13 protein-coding genes and 1 pseudogene are annotated in these 17,325 nt (G+C 64.3%); 5 read left to right on the top strand and 9 right to left on the bottom strand.

The window, feature by feature from the left end:
• Positions 1–27: 27 nt before the first annotated feature.
• The gene (locus ACHMW6_RS31195; protein ID WP_395402915.1) at positions 28–2,982 is read left to right on the top strand and encodes a CHASE domain-containing protein; all 2,955 of its coding nucleotides are present in this window, start codon (positions 28–30) and stop codon (positions 2,980–2,982) included.
• Here ACHMW6_RS31195 and ACHMW6_RS31190 read toward each other — a convergent pair.
• Positions 2,979–3,359: a hypothetical protein gene (locus ACHMW6_RS31190; protein ID WP_395402913.1), complete on the bottom strand. Its 381-nt coding sequence runs from the start codon at positions 3,357–3,359 to the stop codon at positions 2,979–2,981. The two genes, ACHMW6_RS31195 and ACHMW6_RS31190, sit on opposite strands and share 4 nt — an antisense overlap.
• 177 nt (positions 3,360–3,536) lie before the next feature.
• On the opposite strand from ACHMW6_RS31190, the gene ACHMW6_RS31185 reads away from it, so the two are divergent.
• The gene (locus ACHMW6_RS31185) at positions 3,537–3,725 is read left to right on the top strand and encodes a hypothetical protein (protein WP_395402911.1); all 189 of its coding nucleotides are present in this window, start codon (positions 3,537–3,539) and stop codon (positions 3,723–3,725) included.
• Positions 3,726–3,759: 34 nt separating this feature from the next.
• On the opposite strand, the gene ACHMW6_RS31180 is transcribed toward ACHMW6_RS31185, so the two are convergent.
• From ACHMW6_RS31180 to ACHMW6_RS31165, 4 genes are all read right to left on the bottom strand, one after another.
• A complete protein-coding gene (locus tag ACHMW6_RS31180; RefSeq protein ID WP_395402909.1) occupies positions 3,760–6,864 on the bottom strand; it encodes a CusA/CzcA family heavy metal efflux RND transporter in 3,105 nt (1,034 codons plus the stop codon).
• A gap of 13 nt (positions 6,865–6,877) precedes the next feature.
• A complete protein-coding gene (locus ACHMW6_RS31175) occupies positions 6,878–8,041 on the bottom strand; it encodes an efflux RND transporter periplasmic adaptor subunit (protein ID WP_395402907.1) in 1,164 nt (387 codons plus the stop codon).
• On the bottom strand, positions 8,038–9,381 hold the full coding sequence (locus ACHMW6_RS31170; RefSeq protein ID WP_395402905.1) for a TolC family protein: 1,344 nt from the start codon (positions 9,379–9,381) through the stop codon (positions 8,038–8,040). The genes ACHMW6_RS31175 and ACHMW6_RS31170 overlap by 4 nt, the downstream gene beginning before the upstream one ends.
• 65 nt (positions 9,382–9,446) lie before the next feature.
• Entirely contained in the window at positions 9,447–9,830 is a 384-nt protein-coding gene (locus ACHMW6_RS31165) for a hypothetical protein (protein WP_395402903.1), read from the bottom strand.
• A gap of 38 nt (positions 9,831–9,868) precedes the next feature.
• Between ACHMW6_RS31165 and ACHMW6_RS31160 the strand changes: the two are divergent.
• Positions 9,869–10,346 (top strand): annotated as a pseudogene (locus ACHMW6_RS31160) (hypothetical protein).
• An 80-nt stretch (positions 10,347–10,426) separates the two neighbouring features.
• Complete coding sequence (locus tag ACHMW6_RS31155; protein ID WP_395402901.1) at positions 10,427–12,391, top strand: GAF domain-containing protein; 1,965 nt, start codon at positions 10,427–10,429, stop codon at positions 12,389–12,391.
• A 104-nt stretch (positions 12,392–12,495) separates the two neighbouring features.
• Here the strand turns inward: ACHMW6_RS31155 and ACHMW6_RS31150 are convergent, their stop codons facing one another.
• Positions 12,496–14,001 (bottom strand): HD domain-containing phosphohydrolase, encoded by a 1,506-nt coding sequence (locus ACHMW6_RS31150; RefSeq protein WP_395402899.1) that lies wholly within the window; start codon positions 13,999–14,001, stop codon positions 12,496–12,498.
• A gap of 131 nt (positions 14,002–14,132) precedes the next feature.
• Complete coding sequence (locus ACHMW6_RS31145) at positions 14,133–14,783, bottom strand: DNA-formamidopyrimidine glycosylase family protein (RefSeq protein ID WP_395402897.1); 651 nt, start codon at positions 14,781–14,783, stop codon at positions 14,133–14,135.
• 308 nt (positions 14,784–15,091) lie between these two features.
• Between ACHMW6_RS31145 and ACHMW6_RS31140 the strand changes: the two genes are divergently transcribed.
• Positions 15,092–15,580, top strand: a complete 489-nt coding sequence (locus ACHMW6_RS31140) for a DUF3016 domain-containing protein (RefSeq protein ID WP_395402895.1) — start codon at positions 15,092–15,094, stop codon at positions 15,578–15,580.
• Between the two features lie 15 nt (positions 15,581–15,595).
• On the opposite strand, the gene ACHMW6_RS31135 is transcribed toward ACHMW6_RS31140, so the two are convergent.
• A complete protein-coding gene (locus ACHMW6_RS31135; RefSeq protein ID WP_395402893.1) occupies positions 15,596–16,039 on the bottom strand; it encodes a thioesterase family protein in 444 nt (147 codons plus the stop codon).
• A gap of 84 nt (positions 16,040–16,123) precedes the next feature.
• The gene (locus tag ACHMW6_RS31130; protein WP_395402891.1) at positions 16,124–17,302 is read right to left on the bottom strand and encodes a PQQ-dependent sugar dehydrogenase; all 1,179 of its coding nucleotides are present in this window, start codon (positions 17,300–17,302) and stop codon (positions 16,124–16,126) included.
• Positions 17,303–17,325: the final 23 nt, after the last annotated feature.

Below are 17,325 nucleotides of genomic sequence, written 5' to 3'. Positions count from 1 at the left end.
CCATAAAATCTCGCCTACTATGGTTGTATGCCGAAATTTACAACCAGTGTCGCGGTTCAGAAGCTGCTCAGCCCACGACTGTTGTCCGGGCTGGTGCTGATCCTGTGCCTGACGCTCACGGCAGGTTTATGGCAGGGGGCGCGCGAAGACGCTGAGCGCAATGCGCGCGCCGATTTCGATTACCGCGTGCGCGAACTGGTCAACAATATAGCCTCGCGCATGCATGGCTATGTGCAGATCCTGTACGGCGCACAAGGCCTGTTCGCCAGCTCCGAATACGTGGAGCGCGAGGAATTCCGCACCTATCTCGAACGGCAGGAACTGGCAGGGCATTTCGACGGCATGCAGGGCGTTGGCTATATGCGCCTGGTGCCCGGCACGCAGCGGCAGGAGCACGAAGCCCTGGTGCGCAAGGAAGGCCTGCCCGACTATGCCATCAAGCCGGCGGGCCAGCGCAGCGTGTATGCCCCTGTCGTCTATCTGGAACCGTACACCGGCATCAATATGCTGGCAGTCGGCTTCGATTCCTGGTCCGATCCGGTGCGGCGGGCCGCGCTGGAACAGGCGCGCGATTCCGGCCTGCCGGCGATGACGGGCAAGATCACGCTCAAGCAGGAGACGCGGGCCGCCGTGCAGTCGGGCTTCCTGATCGTGGTGCCGGTCTACCGCAATGGCGAGCCGCACATCACACTGGCGCAGCGCCGCAGCTCCATCATGGGCTGGGTGTACGCGCCATTCCGCATCGGCGATGTGATGCTGGACATCCTCGGCGACCGCAGCGCCGACCTCGATATCGAAATCTACGACGGTGAGGAAACGAGCGAACACAATCGCATGTACAACAGCACGCCGCGCACCTTTGGCGAAGGGCTGCGCCAGTCCGCGCAGAAGCTCAGCATCGCCAGGCACCGCTGGACGATGCAGATCTCGTCCGCCGCAGCAGTTAAGGGACCGCTGGCCGACAAGGCCCTGCTGATTGGCCTGGGCGGCATCCTGTTCAGCGTGTTGCTGGCGGCACTGGCGTATGCACTGGCCGAGAGCCGCCGCCGCGCCGCCGACGCGCTGGCGCATTCTCACAAAATGGCGTCGGAGCTGAAAGAAGGGCAATCCAACCTGCTGGCGATGGCGGAGGATGCGCAGAATAGCCAGGCCATGTTGCGCAGCATCCTCGATTCGACGGTGGACGGTATCCTCGTCGACAACTACCACGGCGGCGTGTTGAATTCGAACCGCCGCTTCCGCCAGTTGTGGAGCGTGCCCGAGCAGCTGGACTGGCGCAACGATGGCGCTATCCTGCTCGAACACATGGCTTCCCAGCTGGAGTCTTCCGACGAATTCAACGATTGCAGCAAGAAGCGGCGCAACGAGGATTGCCGCCTGCGCCTGCAGCTGAAGGATGGCCGCACGATTGAGCAGACCACGCGCCCGCTGCGCCTGGGCAGCGAGGCGGCGCGCCTGTGGTCCTTCCGCGATATTACGGAAAGCGTGCAGATCGAGCGGCGCGAAGCCACGCGGCGCCAGATGCTGGAAGCGCTGGCCGGCGGCGCCACGCTGAAGTCAGTGCTGGAAATCGTGGTGCAGGGCGTGGAGGAACGCAACCCGTCCATGCTGTGCAGCGTGATGCTGCTGGATGAAGAAGGCAAGCACCTGCTGATCGGCGCAGCGCCCAGCCTGCCGGCCTTCTTCAATGCGGCCATCCACGGGCAGCCCATCGGCTATGGCAATGGCTCCTGCGGCAGGGCCGTCCAGACCAACAGCCGCGTGATCGTGGAAGACATCCGTAGCGACCCGCTGTGGGCTCCTTTCCGCGAGCTGGCGGCCCAGGCGGGGCTTGGCTCCTGCTGGACGGAACCAATCCGCACAGCGGCCGGCAGGGTGCTGGGCACCTTCGCCATTTACCACCAGGAAGCCTATCGTCCCAGCGTGGCGCATATCGCACAGATCGAGCAGGCAGCCCAGCTGGCCAGCAGCGCCATCGAAAGGGCGCAGGCCGCGCAAGCGCTGCGCGCCGGGCAGGCGCGCTTCCGCAGCCTGTACGACAATGCCCCCGTCGCCTTGTGGGAGCAGGACTGGTCGGCCGTGCGGCGGGCGCTGATCGAACTGGAAAATTCGGGCGTGGAGGATGTGCAGGCCTGGCTGCAGAACAATCCCAGCCAGCTGGAGCGCCTGGCGGTCCTGGTGCGCATCACCGACGTGAACGCGGCTGCGCTGGCACAGGTGGGCGCGGTGGGCGGCAGGAAGGATGCGTCTGCCCTCAGCCTGGCGCAGGTGTGCAACTCGATGGCCTGCTTTGCGCGGGCGCTGGGGGCGCTGTCCAAGGGCGCCCATATGTTCGTGTGCGAAAGCGGCTACCTGCGGCTGGATGGCGTGGCGCGCCAGAACGAACTGACCCTGCTGGTGATGCCCGGCCATGAACACACGCTGGACTTCGTGATTGTCTCCACCGTGGACATCACGGAGCGCAAGCGCGCCAACGAGGAATTGCTGGTGCTGGCCACTACCGATTTCCTCACCGGCCTGCCCAACCGGCGCGAATTCATGGCGCGGCTGGAAGCGGAACAGAACCGCATGCAGCGCGACGCGCACGCTCGTGCCGCCGTGCTAATGCTGGACATCGACCACTTCAAGGATGTCAACGATGAATACGGCCACCCGGTCGGCGACGCCGTGCTGCGCCACCTGGCGGCGCTGATGCGCGACACCCTGCGCAAGATCGACGTGCTGGGCCGCGTAGGCGGCGAGGAGTTTGCGGCCCTGCTGCCCGGCGCCGACCTGGAAGCGGCCCATGCTTTCGCGGAACGCCTGCGCCTGCGCATCGCGGAGACCCCCCTGAAGCAGGAGGGGCACAGCTTTGCGGTGACGGTGAGTGTGGGGATTGCGGCGCTGGCGCCGGAGGATGAGTGCGGCGACGCTGCGCTGGTGCGCGCCGACAAGGCGCTGTACGCAGCCAAACGCAGCGGCCGCAACAAGGTGATGGTTTAGACGGGTTGTTCCAGGGCCAGGGTTTCCTTGCGCTTGTTGCGCCGTGCAATCCACCAGATGATGCCGATCGGGATCAGAAGAGGAAGCAGAAAGGGAGCGATGACTGCGGCCAGCACAATGGCCAGCAGGCACAGGCCGATCAGCATCAGGATGCCCAGGCCGGCAAACACGAAGCCGACAAAGACCGCCGCGCAGGTCATGGCAATGAAAGCGATCACCATGCCGCCGCCGGCCGCGACCATGCCGATCAGCGCACCGAGCGGGCCATCGAAGTCCTCGTCGCCGATGTGGACGATCATATTGTTGTAGTCGACTATCGAATACCAGGCGGCCATAGCCAGGACAGCGACCAGTACGATGGCAAGCAGCTTTTTCATCATCATTCCCCAAGTGTTGTTTGGTATGGCTCCACTGTATTCCCGGGGCGGGCGACGGGCCATCGGAATGCGACGGACTGCCATTTTGCGGGGGCGAATGGAATGGCAGGGCCGTCGACTTGAAATGAGGAATGTCTTGCCTATACTGAATATCCGATCTCGCTTAGGGAGGGCAACATGGCAAGGCTAGCAACAATCGGATGTTCAGGCGGCCCAAAAGGCCCGCCATCGGCACCGCCCACCATCCCGCCCATCATCATCAATCCTTTCAAGTATCAGACGCCCGAGCCGGCCATCGACCCGCGCATCACCCCGCTCAACCCACCGGTACGTCCGCCACGCCGCCCGGCGCTGTCGCTGCTGTAGCCGCGTGCGAATTTCGTGCCTGACCCCATTTGCGTTAGCGGTGCGCGCGGCGGTAGAGGAGGGGCAGGACCAGCAAGGTCAGCGCGGTGGAAGACAGGATGCCGCCGATGACCACCGTCGCCAGCGGGCGCTGGACCTCGGCGCCCGTGCCCTTGGCCAGCGCCATCGGCAGGAAACCCAGCGAAGCCACCAGCGCCGTCATCAGCACCGGCCGCAGGCGCGTCAGTGCGCCGTGGCGGATCGCTACATCCAGTCCCATGCCTTCCTCCCGCAAGCCGCGGATGAAGGAAATCATCACCAGTCCGTTCAGCACCGCGACCCCGCATAGCGCGATGAAACCCACGGCGGCGGAAATCGACAGCGGAATGCCGCGCAGCGCGAGCGCCGCAATGCCGCCCGTGAGCGCGAAGGGGATGCCGGTGAAGACCAGCAAGCCATCCTTCACATTGCCGAACATGATGAAGAGCAGGGTGAATACCAGGCCCAGGGCCAGCGGCACCACCAGTTGCAGGCGGCGCGTGGCGGACTGCAGCTGCTCGAAGGTGCCGCCCCAGCTGGTCCAATAGCCGGCCGGCAGCTGGACGGCGGCCATCGCTTCCTCCGCCTCCGCCACGAAGGAGCCGATATCGCGTCCCCGCACATTGGCGCTGACCACGATGCGGCGCTTGCCGTTTTCGCGGCTCACCTGGTTCGGGCCCGGCGCCACGTCGATTGCCGCCACTTCGCCCAGCGGGATGAAGGCGGCGGCCGAACCGGCCTGCGGCGGCAGCGGAATCGGCAGGCGGCGCAGGGCGGACGGATCGCCGCGCAGCGATTCGGGCAGGCGCACCATGATGGCGAAGCGGCGGTCGCCGTCGAAGATGGCGCCGGCTTCGCGGCCGCCGGTGGCGATGGCCAGCGCATCCTGGATGTCGGCGATATTCAGGCCGAAGCGCGCCGCCTTTTCGCGGTCGGCGGTCACAGTCAGCACGGGCAGGCCGGCAGTCTGCTCCACCTTCACTTCGGCCGCGCCGCGGATGCGCTGCAGGACCTTGGCCACCTGCTGGCCGCTGTTCGCCAGCACCTCCATATCGTCGCCATAGATCTTCACGGCCACGTCGCTGCGCACGCCCGAAATCAGCTCGTTGAAGCGCAGCTGGATCGGTTGCGACAGCTCATAGCCATTGCCGGGATGGCGCGCCGCTTCCTTCTCCACCGCTTCGATGATTTCCTCGCGCGGCCTGGTCCACTCGCGCTGCGGCTTGAGCATGATGAAGCCGTCCGAAATATTCGGCGGCATGGGGTCGGAGGCGATTTCCGCAGTACCGGTGCGCGTGAACACGCGCTCCACTTCCGGCACGTTCGCCTTCAGCCCTGCCTCCAGCTGCTTCTGCATTTCCAGCGACTGGCTCAGGCTCGTGCCGGGGATGCGCAGCGCCTGCAGCGCCAGGTCGCCCTCGTTCAGGCTGGGCACAAATTCGCTGCCCATGCGCAGGGCCAGCAGCAGGGATAGCGCCACCAGCACACCGGCGCCCGTCAGCACGGGCGCACCCTGGCGCAGCACGCCATCCAGCAGCGGCATATAGGCGCGGCGCGCTGCCGCCATCAGGCGGTTTTCGCGTTCATCCACGCGCTCGCCGATGAACAGCGCCACGGCGGCGGGGACGAAGGTGATGGACAGCAGCATGGCGCCCAGCAGCGCCACCACCACGGTGATCGCCATCGGGTGGAACATGCGGCCTTCCACGCCCGTCAGTGCGAAGATGGGCAGGTACACCACCATGATGATCAATTGCCCGAACAGCAGCGGGCGGCGCGCCTCGCGGGCGGCGGCAAATACTTCCTCGAAGCGTTCGGCGCGGGTCAGGGCGCGGCCCTTCGCGTGCTGGGCGTGGGCCAGGCGGCGCACGCAGTTCTCCACGATGACCACGGCGCCGTCCACGATGATGCCGAAGTCCAGCGCACCAAGGCTCATCAGGTTGGCGCTCACGCGGTAAGCCACCATGCCGGAGAAGGTGAACAGCATGGAGAGCGGAATCACCATCGCCGTGATCAGCGCCGCGCGCAGGTTGCCGAGGAAGAGGAAGAGAATCGCCACCACCAGGGCGGCGCCTTCCAGCAGGTTGTTGCGAACGGTGGCGATAGCCTTGTCCACCAGCACCGTGCGGTCGTAGACGGGAACGGCCTTCACGCCCTTCGGCAGCGTGGCGGCAATTTCCTGCATGCGGGTGGCAACGGCATGCGCCACGGCGCGGCTGTTCTCGCCGATCAGCATGAAGACGGTGCCCAGCACCACCTCGCGTCCATTCTCGGTGGCGGCGCCGGTGCGCAGCTCGCGGCCCAGGCCTACTTCGGCCACGTCGCGCACGCGCACGGGCACGCCCTGCACGGTGGTGAGCACTGTATTGCGCAGGTCGTCCAGCGTGCGCAACTGGCCCGGTGCGCGCACCAGCAACTGCTCGCCACTGCGCTCGATGTAGCCGGCGCCCACATTGCCGTTATTGCGTTCGATCGCGGCCACCACCTGCTGCAGCGTGAGGCCGTGGCCACTGAGCTTCAGCGGATCGGGCGTAATGTGGTATTCCTTCGAGTAGCCGCCGATGGTGTTGATCTCGGTGACGCCCGTGACTTGGCGCAGCTGGGGCTTGATGATCCAGTCCTGCACTTCTCGCAGGTCGGCCGGCGTGTAGGGTGTGCCGTCGGCCTTGCGCGCGTCCGGCTCCGCTTCCACCGTCCACAGGTAGATTTCGCCCAGGCCGGACGAGATCGGACCCATGGCCGGCGCAATACCAGGAGGCAGGCGGTCGCGCGCTTCCTGGATGCGCTGGTTGACCAGTTGGCGGGCAAAGTAGATGTCCGTGCCGTCCTTGAAGACCACGGTCACCTGCGACAGGCCATAGCGGGAAAGCGAACGCGTTTGCTCGATGCCGGGCAGGCCGGCCATTGCGTTCTCCACCGGATAGGTGATGCGCTGCTCGGTTTCCAGCGGCGAGTAGCCTGGCGCTGCGGTGTTGATCTGGACCTGGACGTTGGTGATGTCCGGCACGGCGTCGATGGGTAGCAGGCGGTAGCTGTAGGCGCCCACGGCGGCCATGGCCAGCACGGCGAGCAGGACCAGCCAGCGCTGCGCGATGGCGAAGCGTATCAGTCGTTCAAACATGGTCATCCCCGTTTCAGTGATCGTGGCTTGCGCCGTCTTTGCCCTGCTGCGCTTTCAGCACGAAGCTGCCGCTGGCTGCGTATTCGGCGCCCGGCTTCAGGCCCTCAAGGATTTCGACCATGCTGCCGTCTCCGGCGCCGGTGCGTACCGGCAGCGCTTCGAAGCCTTCCTTGTGCCGCACGTAGACGACCTGCTTGCCATCGGTGCTATGGACCGCGTCCGCCTTCACGGCGATGGGCACGCTGCGCTCGCCGCGCTGCAATGCCACGTTGACCAGCAGGCCGGGACGCCAGGCGCGCTGCGGATTGTCCAGCACCACGCGGGCCTTGGCGGTGCGGGTCTGTTCGCCGAGCAGGGCGCCCACGTGGCTGATCACGCCCGTGGCCCTGGCGCCGGTGGCGGACGATTGCACGGTGGCTTTGTCGCCCACGCGCACCGCTTCCAGGTCCTGCGGCGTGACCACGACTTCGACCCAGACGGTCGAGAGGTCGGACAGCAGGAAGACATTCGCGTCTTCCTTCACCGCTTCGCCCAGCGCGATATGCTTTTCGACGACGATGCCGTCGAAGGGGGCGCGCAGCACATAGCGGCTCAGCGCCTGCCGCTCGTCGGGCGCACCGAGGGCGGACAGCTTGGCGCTGGCCGCCTGTTCGGTGATTTCCGCCTCGCGCAGCGACTGGCGCGCCTGCAGGAAATCCTGCTCGGCGGAGATCTTGTCCTGCCACAGTTCCTGCTCGCGCTCGTAGGTCAGGCGCGCGAGGTCGAGACGCTTGCGCGCCGCCAGTTCGGCGCTGCGCAGTTCGGCCAGTTCCGGGCTGGAGATCACGGCCAGCACCTGGCCTTTCTTCACCTGCTGCCCGAGGTCGGCGGACACGCTTTCCGCCACGCCCGGCAGGCGCGGCACGATGTGCGCCGTACGGTCTTCGTTGAAGCGCACTTCGCCGGGCAGCTGCACGGCTTGCGCGATGGCGGCGCTGCCGGCGCGCTCGGTGCTGATATTGGCGGCCTTGATCTGTTCTTCGCTCAGTTCGACCAGGCCTTCGTGTTCCTTTTCCGCGGCGGCGTGTTCGCCATGTTCGTCGTTGTGCGCGGGCGCGCGCTGCCAGAGCAGGATGGCTGCGGCCAGTACGGCGCCGATGGCGAGGATGGTAAGGATGCTGCGTTTGTTCGTGTTCATTGTGCGGGTCCTTCAATGTGGCGCTGCAGGTCGGCGATGGCGCGGTAGCGGTCAGACAAGGCGGTCAGAAATTGGGCGCGCGCGCCGAACAAGGTGCGCTGGGCGTCCAGCACGTCCAGGAAGCTGAACTTGCCCAGTTCGAAGCCTTTGACTGAGGCGGCGTAGGCTTCCCTTGCCGGCGGCAGCACGGATTGCTGGATGGCGGCCAGCTGGGTTTGCGCGACGTCGGCGCGCTGCCAGGCTTCGGCCAGCGCTTCCCGCTGGCGCAGGCGCTCGGCTTCCAGTTGGTCACGCGCCTGGTCGGCGCGGCGCAGCGCGGCGAGCACATTGCCTTGGTTGCGGTCGAACAGGGGCAGGGGGATGGCGATGCCCGCCACGGTCTGGCTGCGCGACGGATCGGCGGCTTCGCGCTTGCTGCCCAGGGTGAGTGTTACGTCCGGCACGCGCCTGGCGCGCTCCAGCTTCGATTGCGCTTCGGCGTGCGCGACGTTGGCGCGGGCGTGCCTGATGGCGGGCCCGCCTTCCAGCCGCGCCAGCAGTTCTTGCAGCGGCGGCACTTGCGCTTCCACCAGCGCCGGCGCCACGAGCTGCTCGTCCGCACGGCGGGCGGGCAGGGGAGATGCGCCGGCGTCAAGCTGTGCCGGGATCGCCGTGGACTCGCCGCGCAGAACGGCGGACGCGGCCACCGCGGCGCTCTGACCGGAGGCGACGGCGGCTGGGCTGGCGTCGGACTTGCCGGCCCAGAGGGCAGCGAGCTTGCGGCGGGCGAGGGTGAGGGCTGCGCTGGCCTGGGTCAGCTCGAGGCGGGCGCCGGCTTCGGCGACACTGGAGCGGGTTTGCTCTATCGGCGAGATTTTGCCGGCGGCCACGCGGCGTGAGGCGGCGGACGTGGCCTGGGCGGCCAGATCAAGCTCCGCCTGCGCCAGCTCCACGCGCTGGGACGCCAGCAGCGCGTCCAGATAAGCGGCGGTCACGTCAGCCCGCAGCGCGGTACGCTGCACGGCCAGCGCGTCGACAGCGAGCTGACGCTGGCGGTCGGCGACGCCGATGCGCGCGCCACGCTTGCCGCCCAGCTCCAGCGCCTGCGACACCTGTACGGTGCGCGTATCGCTGCCCTCGCGCAGATAAGAAAATTCAGGGTTCGGCAGCGCGCCGGCCTGCTCGCGCTCTGCATCGGCAATGGCTACGCCGTGCGACACGGCCCGTAATGAAGGATTCGCCGCGTAGGCGCGGGCGATGGCCTGCTCCAGCGTCAGCGTCTCGGCTGCGCAGGAAAGGCCCGCCGGAATGGACAGCGCCAAGGCGCAGGCCCATCCCCGCAAGGGAATTCGGATTTGCATGGATAACTCCAGTGGATGAACACGATGGCTATCCGGCGGCGCGGGACATTACCCGCGAGCCGGGATCAGGCAGCGTGCAGCCACTGGGGGCGTTCAGGCGGAGCTAAGTAAGCGGAGGAGATGCGGATGATCGGCGCCGCCGCGGCGATGGCAATCGCTTGCGGGTGCGCGTGACCGCCGTCAAGCTCGATCGCCGCCAGCGCGGCGTGCGAGCAAGAGGAGCAGTGCGTGTGGCCGGCGGACTTTTTCGCGGCGCCGGACTGGTCGCCGTGGTCGCTGGCGGCAGTGGACGCGGCGTCGGCGGCATCGGCCGTGGCAGGAGAATGCTCGTGGTGGCCGAGGTGGCGCGCGGCACGTCCGGACTCGTGCTCGCAATAGGCGGCAATCGTCCCCCAGCTAAGCTGGAGTGTGAAAGCGACAAGCAGCAGGTAGACGAAGCGGCGGACCATGCGGAGCAGTATAACATCGTCGCCCGCTTTGCTTTATCATGCCGGCCATGAGCGAATTTGACGATGAAACAGCCCCGATCCAGGAAGACCGCGTATGGCAGGGCAATGGCTGGACCGCGCGGGTGATCAAGAACGAAGATGACGATGGCTGGGCCGTCGCCATGTACCAGGACGGCGAGCCGGAACCGGCCCTGGTCGGCCCCTGGACCATGGGCCGCGACAAGAAAAATCCGCAAGCCGCTGGATATCAACGCCTTCAACACACTGGTCAAAACGGCAAGCGAAGTGCTGCGCCGCCATGAGCAGCAGCTGCACGCGCAATTGCACAAGTCCGTGCGCGTGGGCGAGCTGACGGTGAAGCTGGATATCGATCCGGACGAGGATAATCCTACCGCCACCCTCAGCGCGGTCGACGCCTTCGGCGAGGAAGTGGCCAGCGTGCGCGCGCGGCCCGATTTCAAATTGACCACGTCCAGTGCGTCGGCCTGGATCGAGGGCGGGTTCGGCCGGCCGTAGCTGTTGCATTTGCGCCTTCAGGCTGGCCCTAACAGGGGCGGCCTGATATATTTCCCAGACGCACCAAAACTAGGGAAATTATGGAAAGCGAAAGCCGTCTTCGCCGCCTGGAAGCAGTCCAGGAGATTCTGCTGGAAATCGGCCAGCTCTCAAGCAGCTGCACCGATATCGCCGTGTTCCTGCAATCGGTGCACGCTGCGCTGGGCCGCATCATGTATGCGGCCAATTTCTATGTGGCGCTGTGCGACCGCGAGGCGGAAGGCAATGCTGTCCGTTTTGTCTACTTCGTCGATGAAGTGGACGACCATCCCTACCGCGACCAGCTGGTGCAGCTGGCATCGCCCGATGAATCGCCAACCGCCTGGGTCATCCTGAACGGACAGCGCCTGGTGATGACGGCTGCCGACCAGCTGGCGCGCGGCGAGGACGACTTCGGCGTGGGCACGGTGGCGGAGCACTGGATGGGCTGTCCGCTGATGGACCAGAACCACGAGGTGATCGGCGCGATGGTGATCCAGAGTTACGATCGGCAGCACACCTACAGTGACGAAGACCAGGCCCTGTTCGCGCAGATCGCCAACCACGTGTCCAGCGCGCTGCAAGGCCTGCAAAGCATGGACCGCCTGGAGCGCGCCGTGCACGAGCGCACGCTGGAACTGGAACGCGAAGTGGCCGAGCGCAGCAAGGCGGAGAAGCTGCAGCGCGCGCTGTACGAGATCGCCAGCCTGTCCGCCGCCGCTTCCACGGAATCCGATCCGCGCGACCTGTATCGCCACCTGCACGAAATCATCAGTGAGCTGATCACGGCCCGTAATTTCCTCATCGCGCTGTTTCACGCGAAGACGGAAGAAATCTCGATTCCCTATTTTGTCGACGAGAAGGACGTGGACGCGCCGGTGAAGCGCTTCGAGTATGGCATCGGCATGAGTTCCTTCGTGTTGAAGCGCCGCGCGCCGACTTTGCTCGATGGCCCGGGCTTTGCCGCGCTGCTGGCGTCCGGCGAGATCAATGAGCCGCTGGGCAACCAGGGCATCTCCAGCTGGATGGGCGCGCCCATGCTGCTGGGCGACCAGGCTTATGGCGTGATCATCGTGCAAAGCTACGACGAGAGCGTGACCTATACCCAGGCCGAGATGGACATCCTGGCCTTCATGGCCAGCCACACGGCCGTCGCTATCGCGCGCACGCGCGCCGACCTGGCGATCCGCCGCGCCAAGACGGAACTGGAAGAGCAGAACACGGCGCTGGCCACCGCCATCAATCAGCTTCAGGATGCACAATCGGAACTGGTGCGCCAGGAGAAGCTGGCGTCGCTGGGCCGCCTCGTGGCCGGCGTGGCGCACGAAATCAATACGCCGCTGGGCATCTGCGTGACGGCGACTTCCCACCTGGTCGAGGAACTGCGCCTGACCAAACAGGATCTGGCCGACGGCGTGCTCGATGAGGATGGCCTGAACGGTTTCTTCGATACGATAGACCAGTCGCTGAAGATCATGACCACCAATACCCAGCGCGCGGCCGCGCTGGTGCGCAGCTTCAAGCAGGTCGCGGTCGATCAGTCTTCGGACAATATCCGCCACTTCAACCTGCGCAAATACCTGGACGAGGTGCTGCTGTCACTGCAGCCCAAGCTGAAAGGGAAGCCGATCGAAGTGAGCGTGGAATGCCCCTCCGACATCAATATGGAGAGCTTCCCCGGCGCCGTGTCGCAGATCGTGACGAATATGGTCGTGAACTCGCTGGTGCACGGCTTCGAGGAGGGCCAGTCCGGCAAGATCCGCATCGCGGGCAGGCTGGAGGGCGATCACGTGGTGTTCGATTACAGCGATGATGGCGTGGGCATGGACCCGGCGACGCTGCAGCAGCTGTTCGATCCCTTCTTCACCACCAAGCGTGGCTCGGGCGGCAGCGGGCTGGGGGCGCATATCCTGTACAACCTGGTCACGGGGCCGTTGGGCGGGACGGTTAAGGTGGTTTCGTCGCCCGGCATGGGCTTGCACTACCACCTCCGCTTCCCCCGCGACCAGCGTAAGGTAGCGGCGTAGCACGCACGGCGGATCAAAACGATCCGCCCTACGCGTCAACGTGACATTTATAACGGGGTACCGCCAACACTGCGTAGGGCGGATCATTGATCCGCCGTGTGTGCTCAGTCCGGGAACCGCTCGTTAATCGCCAGCGCCTTGTCGATATTCCTGATCAGCAGCTCCACATACTTCGGATCGAGGTGCTTGCCCGCCACCTCGCGCATGTGGATCATCACTTCCTCCACCGGCCACGCATCCTTGTAGCAGCGCTTGTGCATCAGCGCATCGAACACGTCGGCGACGGCGACGATGCGGGCGTATTCGTGGATGTTCTCGCCCTTCAGCCCCTGCGGATAGCCGCTGCCGTCAAACTTCTCATGGTGCTGGTAAGCGATCACCGCGGCGGCCTTTAAGATCGGCCGCTGCGAGCCGTCCAGGATGGACAAGCCCACCGCCGGGTGCTGCTTCATGATTTCCCATTCCGCCGCATCGAGCTTGCCCGGCTTGAGCAGCACCGAATCCGGCGTGGCGATCTTGCCGATATCGTGCATCGGCGCAGCGTGGCGCAGCACGGCTGTTTCATCTTCCGGCATGCCCGCGGCCTGCGCCAGCAGGAAGCAGAATTCGGACATGCGGCGCACGTGGTTGCCCGCTTCGTTCGAGCGCGATTCGACCACGTCGCCGAGGCGCATGATCAGTTCTGCCTGGGTATCGGTGATCTCCTGCGTCAGCAGGATATTGTCGAAGGCGATGGCCACGCCGCTGCAGAAGATTTCCAGTAGCTTGCCGTCGATTTCGGAAATCTCTTCCACACCCTTCAGGACCAGCAGCGAAGCCTTGCCGCTGTTGTTGGGGAAGTAGCCGACGTAGGTATCGCCCAGCATGCGCGAGATCTTGTTGCTCTCGGCATCCTTCAGGTGGGACAGCAGCTCCGGCGTCAGCAGGGTGTCTTCTTCCTGCCCGATCTGGGCCAGGATTTCGTATTCGTTTTCGCCCGTGATCGCCGTTGCGCCGCGCAGGCGCAGCAGCATGCTGTTCTCCAGGCGCAGCAGCGCCACCACCTGCTGCAGCAGGCCGTTGGCGAAGTCCTTCAGGTTACGCTGCTGGAAGATGTGGGCGGAGGCGGCAATCACGCGCTCCAGGCCTTCGCGGTAATGGGCCTGGGCGCGGCGCGCTTCCTCGACCTTCATGATGTCGCGATAGGCGCGCAGGGCGGCAAAAGTCGTGGTGAACAGCTTGGTGCGGTCCAGCTCCGTCTTTTCCTTGTAATCGTTGATGTCGTAATTGACGATCACGCGCTCTTCGGGCGCCTGGCCGGGCTGGCCGGTGCGCAGCACAATGCGGGTGAACTGGTTGTCCAGGTCCTGGCGCATCCAGCGCGCCACTTCCAGGCCGGAGTCCTCCTTTTCCATCACCACGTCGAGGAAGACGAGGGCAATATCCGATTCACGCGCCAGCACTTCCTTGGCTTCGGCGCCGCTGTAAGCGTGGAGGAAAGTCAGGCCGCGGCCTTCCAGGCGGAAGCGGCTCAGGGTCAGCTTGGTAATGTCGTGAATATCCGGTTCGTCATCAACCAGCAGGATTTTCCATGGCGCTAACTTGGGCGATGCTGAAGACAAAAAAGACATATAGGCGAATTCCGCAAAATGACACAAAGTCCTGGGCGATGTACACCTTGTGAGGTACATCTGGACGAGTATAGAACGACAGCGCTGCTATTAACAACAGGCAATACTATTTACCGGATTCTTTACAACACCTACGGGCTTCCGTAACGCTTTTGACAGCGCTCACACCAGAATGTCCGCCGATTTGTCAGCCCCAGGTGGGCCTTATGCAAGGGGATATTGCACCGAGGACATATTTTCTTTGTATGCACCAGCCAATGCTGCTTCAATACAAATGCCTTTTTCCATTCAAGGAATTCAAAGCTGTATTGGCGCGCCTGTTTCACCAGTTCTCTCTGCTTTGTAACCGGTAGTGCTGTTACTGTAGAGAGAGGGTGAATGCGCAAGCGAAACAATACTTCGTTTTTGATAATGTTGCCAACACCCGAGAAAATATTTTGGTCGAGCAGCGCGTCGCATGCCAGCTTGTCCGGGACAGCTCGCAACTTCTTTAATGCCAGTGCCGCTGACCATTGGTCAGCCATGACATCCGACCGCCAGTCATAAGCGTAGTCCAATTCTTCTTCAATTACCTTAATCGAGCACGTGTAGAAATTCATTTCCCCGCCTTCTTCGAATTGCAGGGAGAGCCGGGGTGGACTGTCTTTTCGCTCGTCAATGCGATAAGAGCCGAACATCAGGAAATGGACGCGCAGGCTGAATAGCGGCAGCTCGATCAGGAAATGCTTGCCCCAGCTGCGCAGCGAAAGGATGGGCTGGCCCGGCAAGTCTGCGTACGGCACGGCCTTGCTGTTGCCGCTGGCTTCGGCAATGGTGCGGCCCTCGAAGGGTTTCGGCCAGGTCCCTGAGGATGACGATGGATGGGCCTTCCGGCATGGCGCTCTCCCGGCGTTGCGATACGCCAGTGTGGCGTGCCGCTGGCGGGCCGCCTGTGCGCACGCGCACCGAGCCGGCGCGGCCGAATCGCGCCTTGTATCCGGGCCGTTTTTTTGGTAAAAATTAGTTTCAGCGGCTGCGGTGCGGCAGGGTAGGCGTATATTGTGATAGCAGGGGCTGCAAGGCTCGACGCACGTACCAGAAGGAGCACATCATGCGCTACCAAATTATTGCCGCCGCGCTGCTGGCCTGCGCAGGCATGGCATCGGCCGGAGTGACGGTCAAGTACGACAATCCGGAAAACTTCCAGGATATGCCGCACAACGACCGCGACCGCGCGCAAATCATGAAGGACCTGAGCGAACACTTCGCCAAGCTGGCCAAGAAGCTGCCCGCCGGGCAGGATCTGGTCATCACGGTGAAGGACATCGACCTGGCCGGCCGCGAGGAACCGACCCGCCGCCGCATCGACGACATCCGCATCCTGCGCGGCGGCGCCGACTGGCCCAGCATGCAGATCCAGTACTCGCTTGAGCAGAATGGACAGGTACTCAAGTCGGGCGACGAACGCGTGTCGAATATGATGTACCTGAACCGCATCAACCGCTACGACAACGACAACCTGAAATACGAGAAGCAAATGCTCGACGACTGGTTCCGCGAAAAATTCGAACCGGCCCGGGTAAGTAGGGCGGATCATTGATCCGTCGTTGCCTGCTCAGTCGATCCAGTTCACGCGCGGAAACTTCCCCCGAAAATCATCCGGCATCGGCACAACCTCCTTGTGCCGATAATTAAAGAACACAAAGCCGGACTTCGCCATCGCAATCAGCGTGCCATCGTGCGGACGGGTGATGCGGAAGATCACATCACCCCCGTACTTGTTAAAGTCCATCACGCCCACTTCGAACAGCAGCTGGTCGCGCGCATGCGCTTCGGCGCGGTAGGTGGTGGCGAGGTCGGTGACGATGATTCCCGTGCCGTCCCCCTCCGTTTCCCGCACGCCGAATTCGTACAGGAAGCGCGCCCGCGCCTCCGAAATCATTGAAATCATCGAATCGTTGCCCAGGTGGTTGGCGCCGTTGATGTCGGTCACGCGCACTGTCAGCTGGGTGGAAAAGCAGTATTGGTCTTCAGGGAACTCAAGCTTCAGTCTGGCCATGGTTGCAGTCAGGGGAAACGAAAGCTTCCGATTTTAGCGCTTACTGCCCGCGCACGATCTTGTAGACCTTGCCGTCGCCGCCCATCAGGTAGAGCTCGCCCTGCGCATCCTGGCCGAACCCCGGCACGTGCCGATATTGTTCACGGCCCAGTCCTTCTGTTCACTGACGGCCCCGTTACTGTACACAAAGCTCTTCAGGAAGCCCTTGCAATAGTCGGAGTACAGGTAGCGGCCGGCCAGCTCAGGCAAATCCTTGCCGCGGTAGACAAAGCCGCCCGTGATCGAGCAGCCGTTGACGTTGCTGGCGCCGTGCTGGTATTCGACCTTGGGCAGGGTGATGCCGGTCTGGTTGCAGCTGGTGGCGTTATAGCAGCCGGTGCCTTCCATGATGTTCCAGCCATAGTTGGCGGCCGCCGTATTGGCTGCGACGATATTCACTTCCTCGCGCGCATCCTGGCCCACGTCCGCAATGTAGAGCTGCTTGTCCACCGGGTCGAAGGCGAAGCGCCATGGGTTGCGCAAGCCATAGGCCCAGATTTCGCCGCGCTTGCCATCCTGGTTGGCGAAGGGGTTGTCGGCCGGGACGTTGTACAGCGGGGCAACGGCGGTATCCACGTTCAGGCGCAGCAGCTTGCCCAGCAGGGAGTCGAGGTTCTGCGCATTCTTGTCGGGATCGCCGGCGCTGCCGCCGTCGCCCGTACCGGCGTACAGGTAGCCGTCCGGGCCGAAGGCCAGCATGCCGCCGTAGTGGTTGGTATAAGTCGGGTGGGGGATGGTGATGATGCGGTTCAGCGACTGGTTGTCCGCCACGTTCGGATTGCTGGCCGATACCTTCACCGAGTCGATGGCGATATTGCCGAACTTGTCCGTGTAATAGACGTAGAAGCGGCCATTGCTGGCGTAGTTCGGGTGGAAGGCGACCGAGAGCAGGCCGCCTTCGCCTGCCGTGCTGATCAGCCCGCTCAAGTCGAGGAAGGGCGTGGGCAGCAGGGCGCCATTGGACAGGATGCGGATGCGTCCCGGCCGCTCGACGATGAACTGGCGGCTGTCGCCGGTGGGCGCCGTCAGCAGCAGCGGTTCGCTGAGGCCGGACGCGACTTCGCGTAGCGCCAGGGTGAAGGTGGGCGTTGGCGTCGGCGTGGGGGTGGCCGGCGTGGAGGGCGACGCAACTGTGCCGCCTCCTCCGCCACCACCGCCGCCGCAAGCTGCCGCCAGCACTGCCGCGGCGCACGCCGCCAGTTTCAATTTGATAGAACCCGCCATGCCCGCCTCCTCAAGTTGTCCAG

Source organism: Pseudoduganella sp. UC29_106 (genome assembly GCF_044055365.1).
GTDB lineage: Bacteria > Pseudomonadota > Gammaproteobacteria > Burkholderiales > Burkholderiaceae_D > Rugamonas.
Note: the sequence above shows the minus strand (reverse complement) of the source record. Positions and strands in the feature narration are given on the sequence as shown.

Coding starts and splice junctions, on each gene's coding strand:
- ACHMW6_RS31195 (WP_395402915.1), top strand. CDS start 28: ATGCCGAAATTTACAACCAGTGTCGCGGTTCAGAAGCTGCTCAGCCCA.
- ACHMW6_RS31190 (WP_395402913.1), bottom strand. CDS start 3,359: ATGAAAAAGCTGCTTGCCATCGTACTGGTCGCTGTCCTGGCTATGGCC.
- ACHMW6_RS31185 (WP_395402911.1), top strand. CDS start 3,537: ATGGCAAGGCTAGCAACAATCGGATGTTCAGGCGGCCCAAAAGGCCCG.
- ACHMW6_RS31180 (WP_395402909.1), bottom strand. CDS start 6,864: ATGTTTGAACGACTGATACGCTTCGCCATCGCGCAGCGCTGGCTGGTC.
- ACHMW6_RS31175 (WP_395402907.1), bottom strand. CDS start 8,041: ATGAACACGAACAAACGCAGCATCCTTACCATCCTCGCCATCGGCGCC.
- ACHMW6_RS31170 (WP_395402905.1), bottom strand. CDS start 9,381: ATGCAAATCCGAATTCCCTTGCGGGGATGGGCCTGCGCCTTGGCGCTG.
- ACHMW6_RS31165 (WP_395402903.1), bottom strand. CDS start 9,830: ATGGTCCGCCGCTTCGTCTACCTGCTGCTTGTCGCTTTCACACTCCAG.
- ACHMW6_RS31155 (WP_395402901.1), top strand. CDS start 10,427: ATGGAAAGCGAAAGCCGTCTTCGCCGCCTGGAAGCAGTCCAGGAGATT.
- ACHMW6_RS31150 (WP_395402899.1), bottom strand. CDS start 14,001: ATGTCTTTTTTGTCTTCAGCATCGCCCAAGTTAGCGCCATGGAAAATC.
- ACHMW6_RS31140 (WP_395402895.1), top strand. CDS start 15,092: ATGCGCTACCAAATTATTGCCGCCGCGCTGCTGGCCTGCGCAGGCATG.
- ACHMW6_RS31135 (WP_395402893.1), bottom strand. CDS start 16,039: ATGGCCAGACTGAAGCTTGAGTTCCCTGAAGACCAATACTGCTTTTCC.
- ACHMW6_RS31130 (WP_395402891.1), bottom strand. CDS start 17,302: ATGGCGGGTTCTATCAAATTGAAACTGGCGGCGTGCGCCGCGGCAGTG.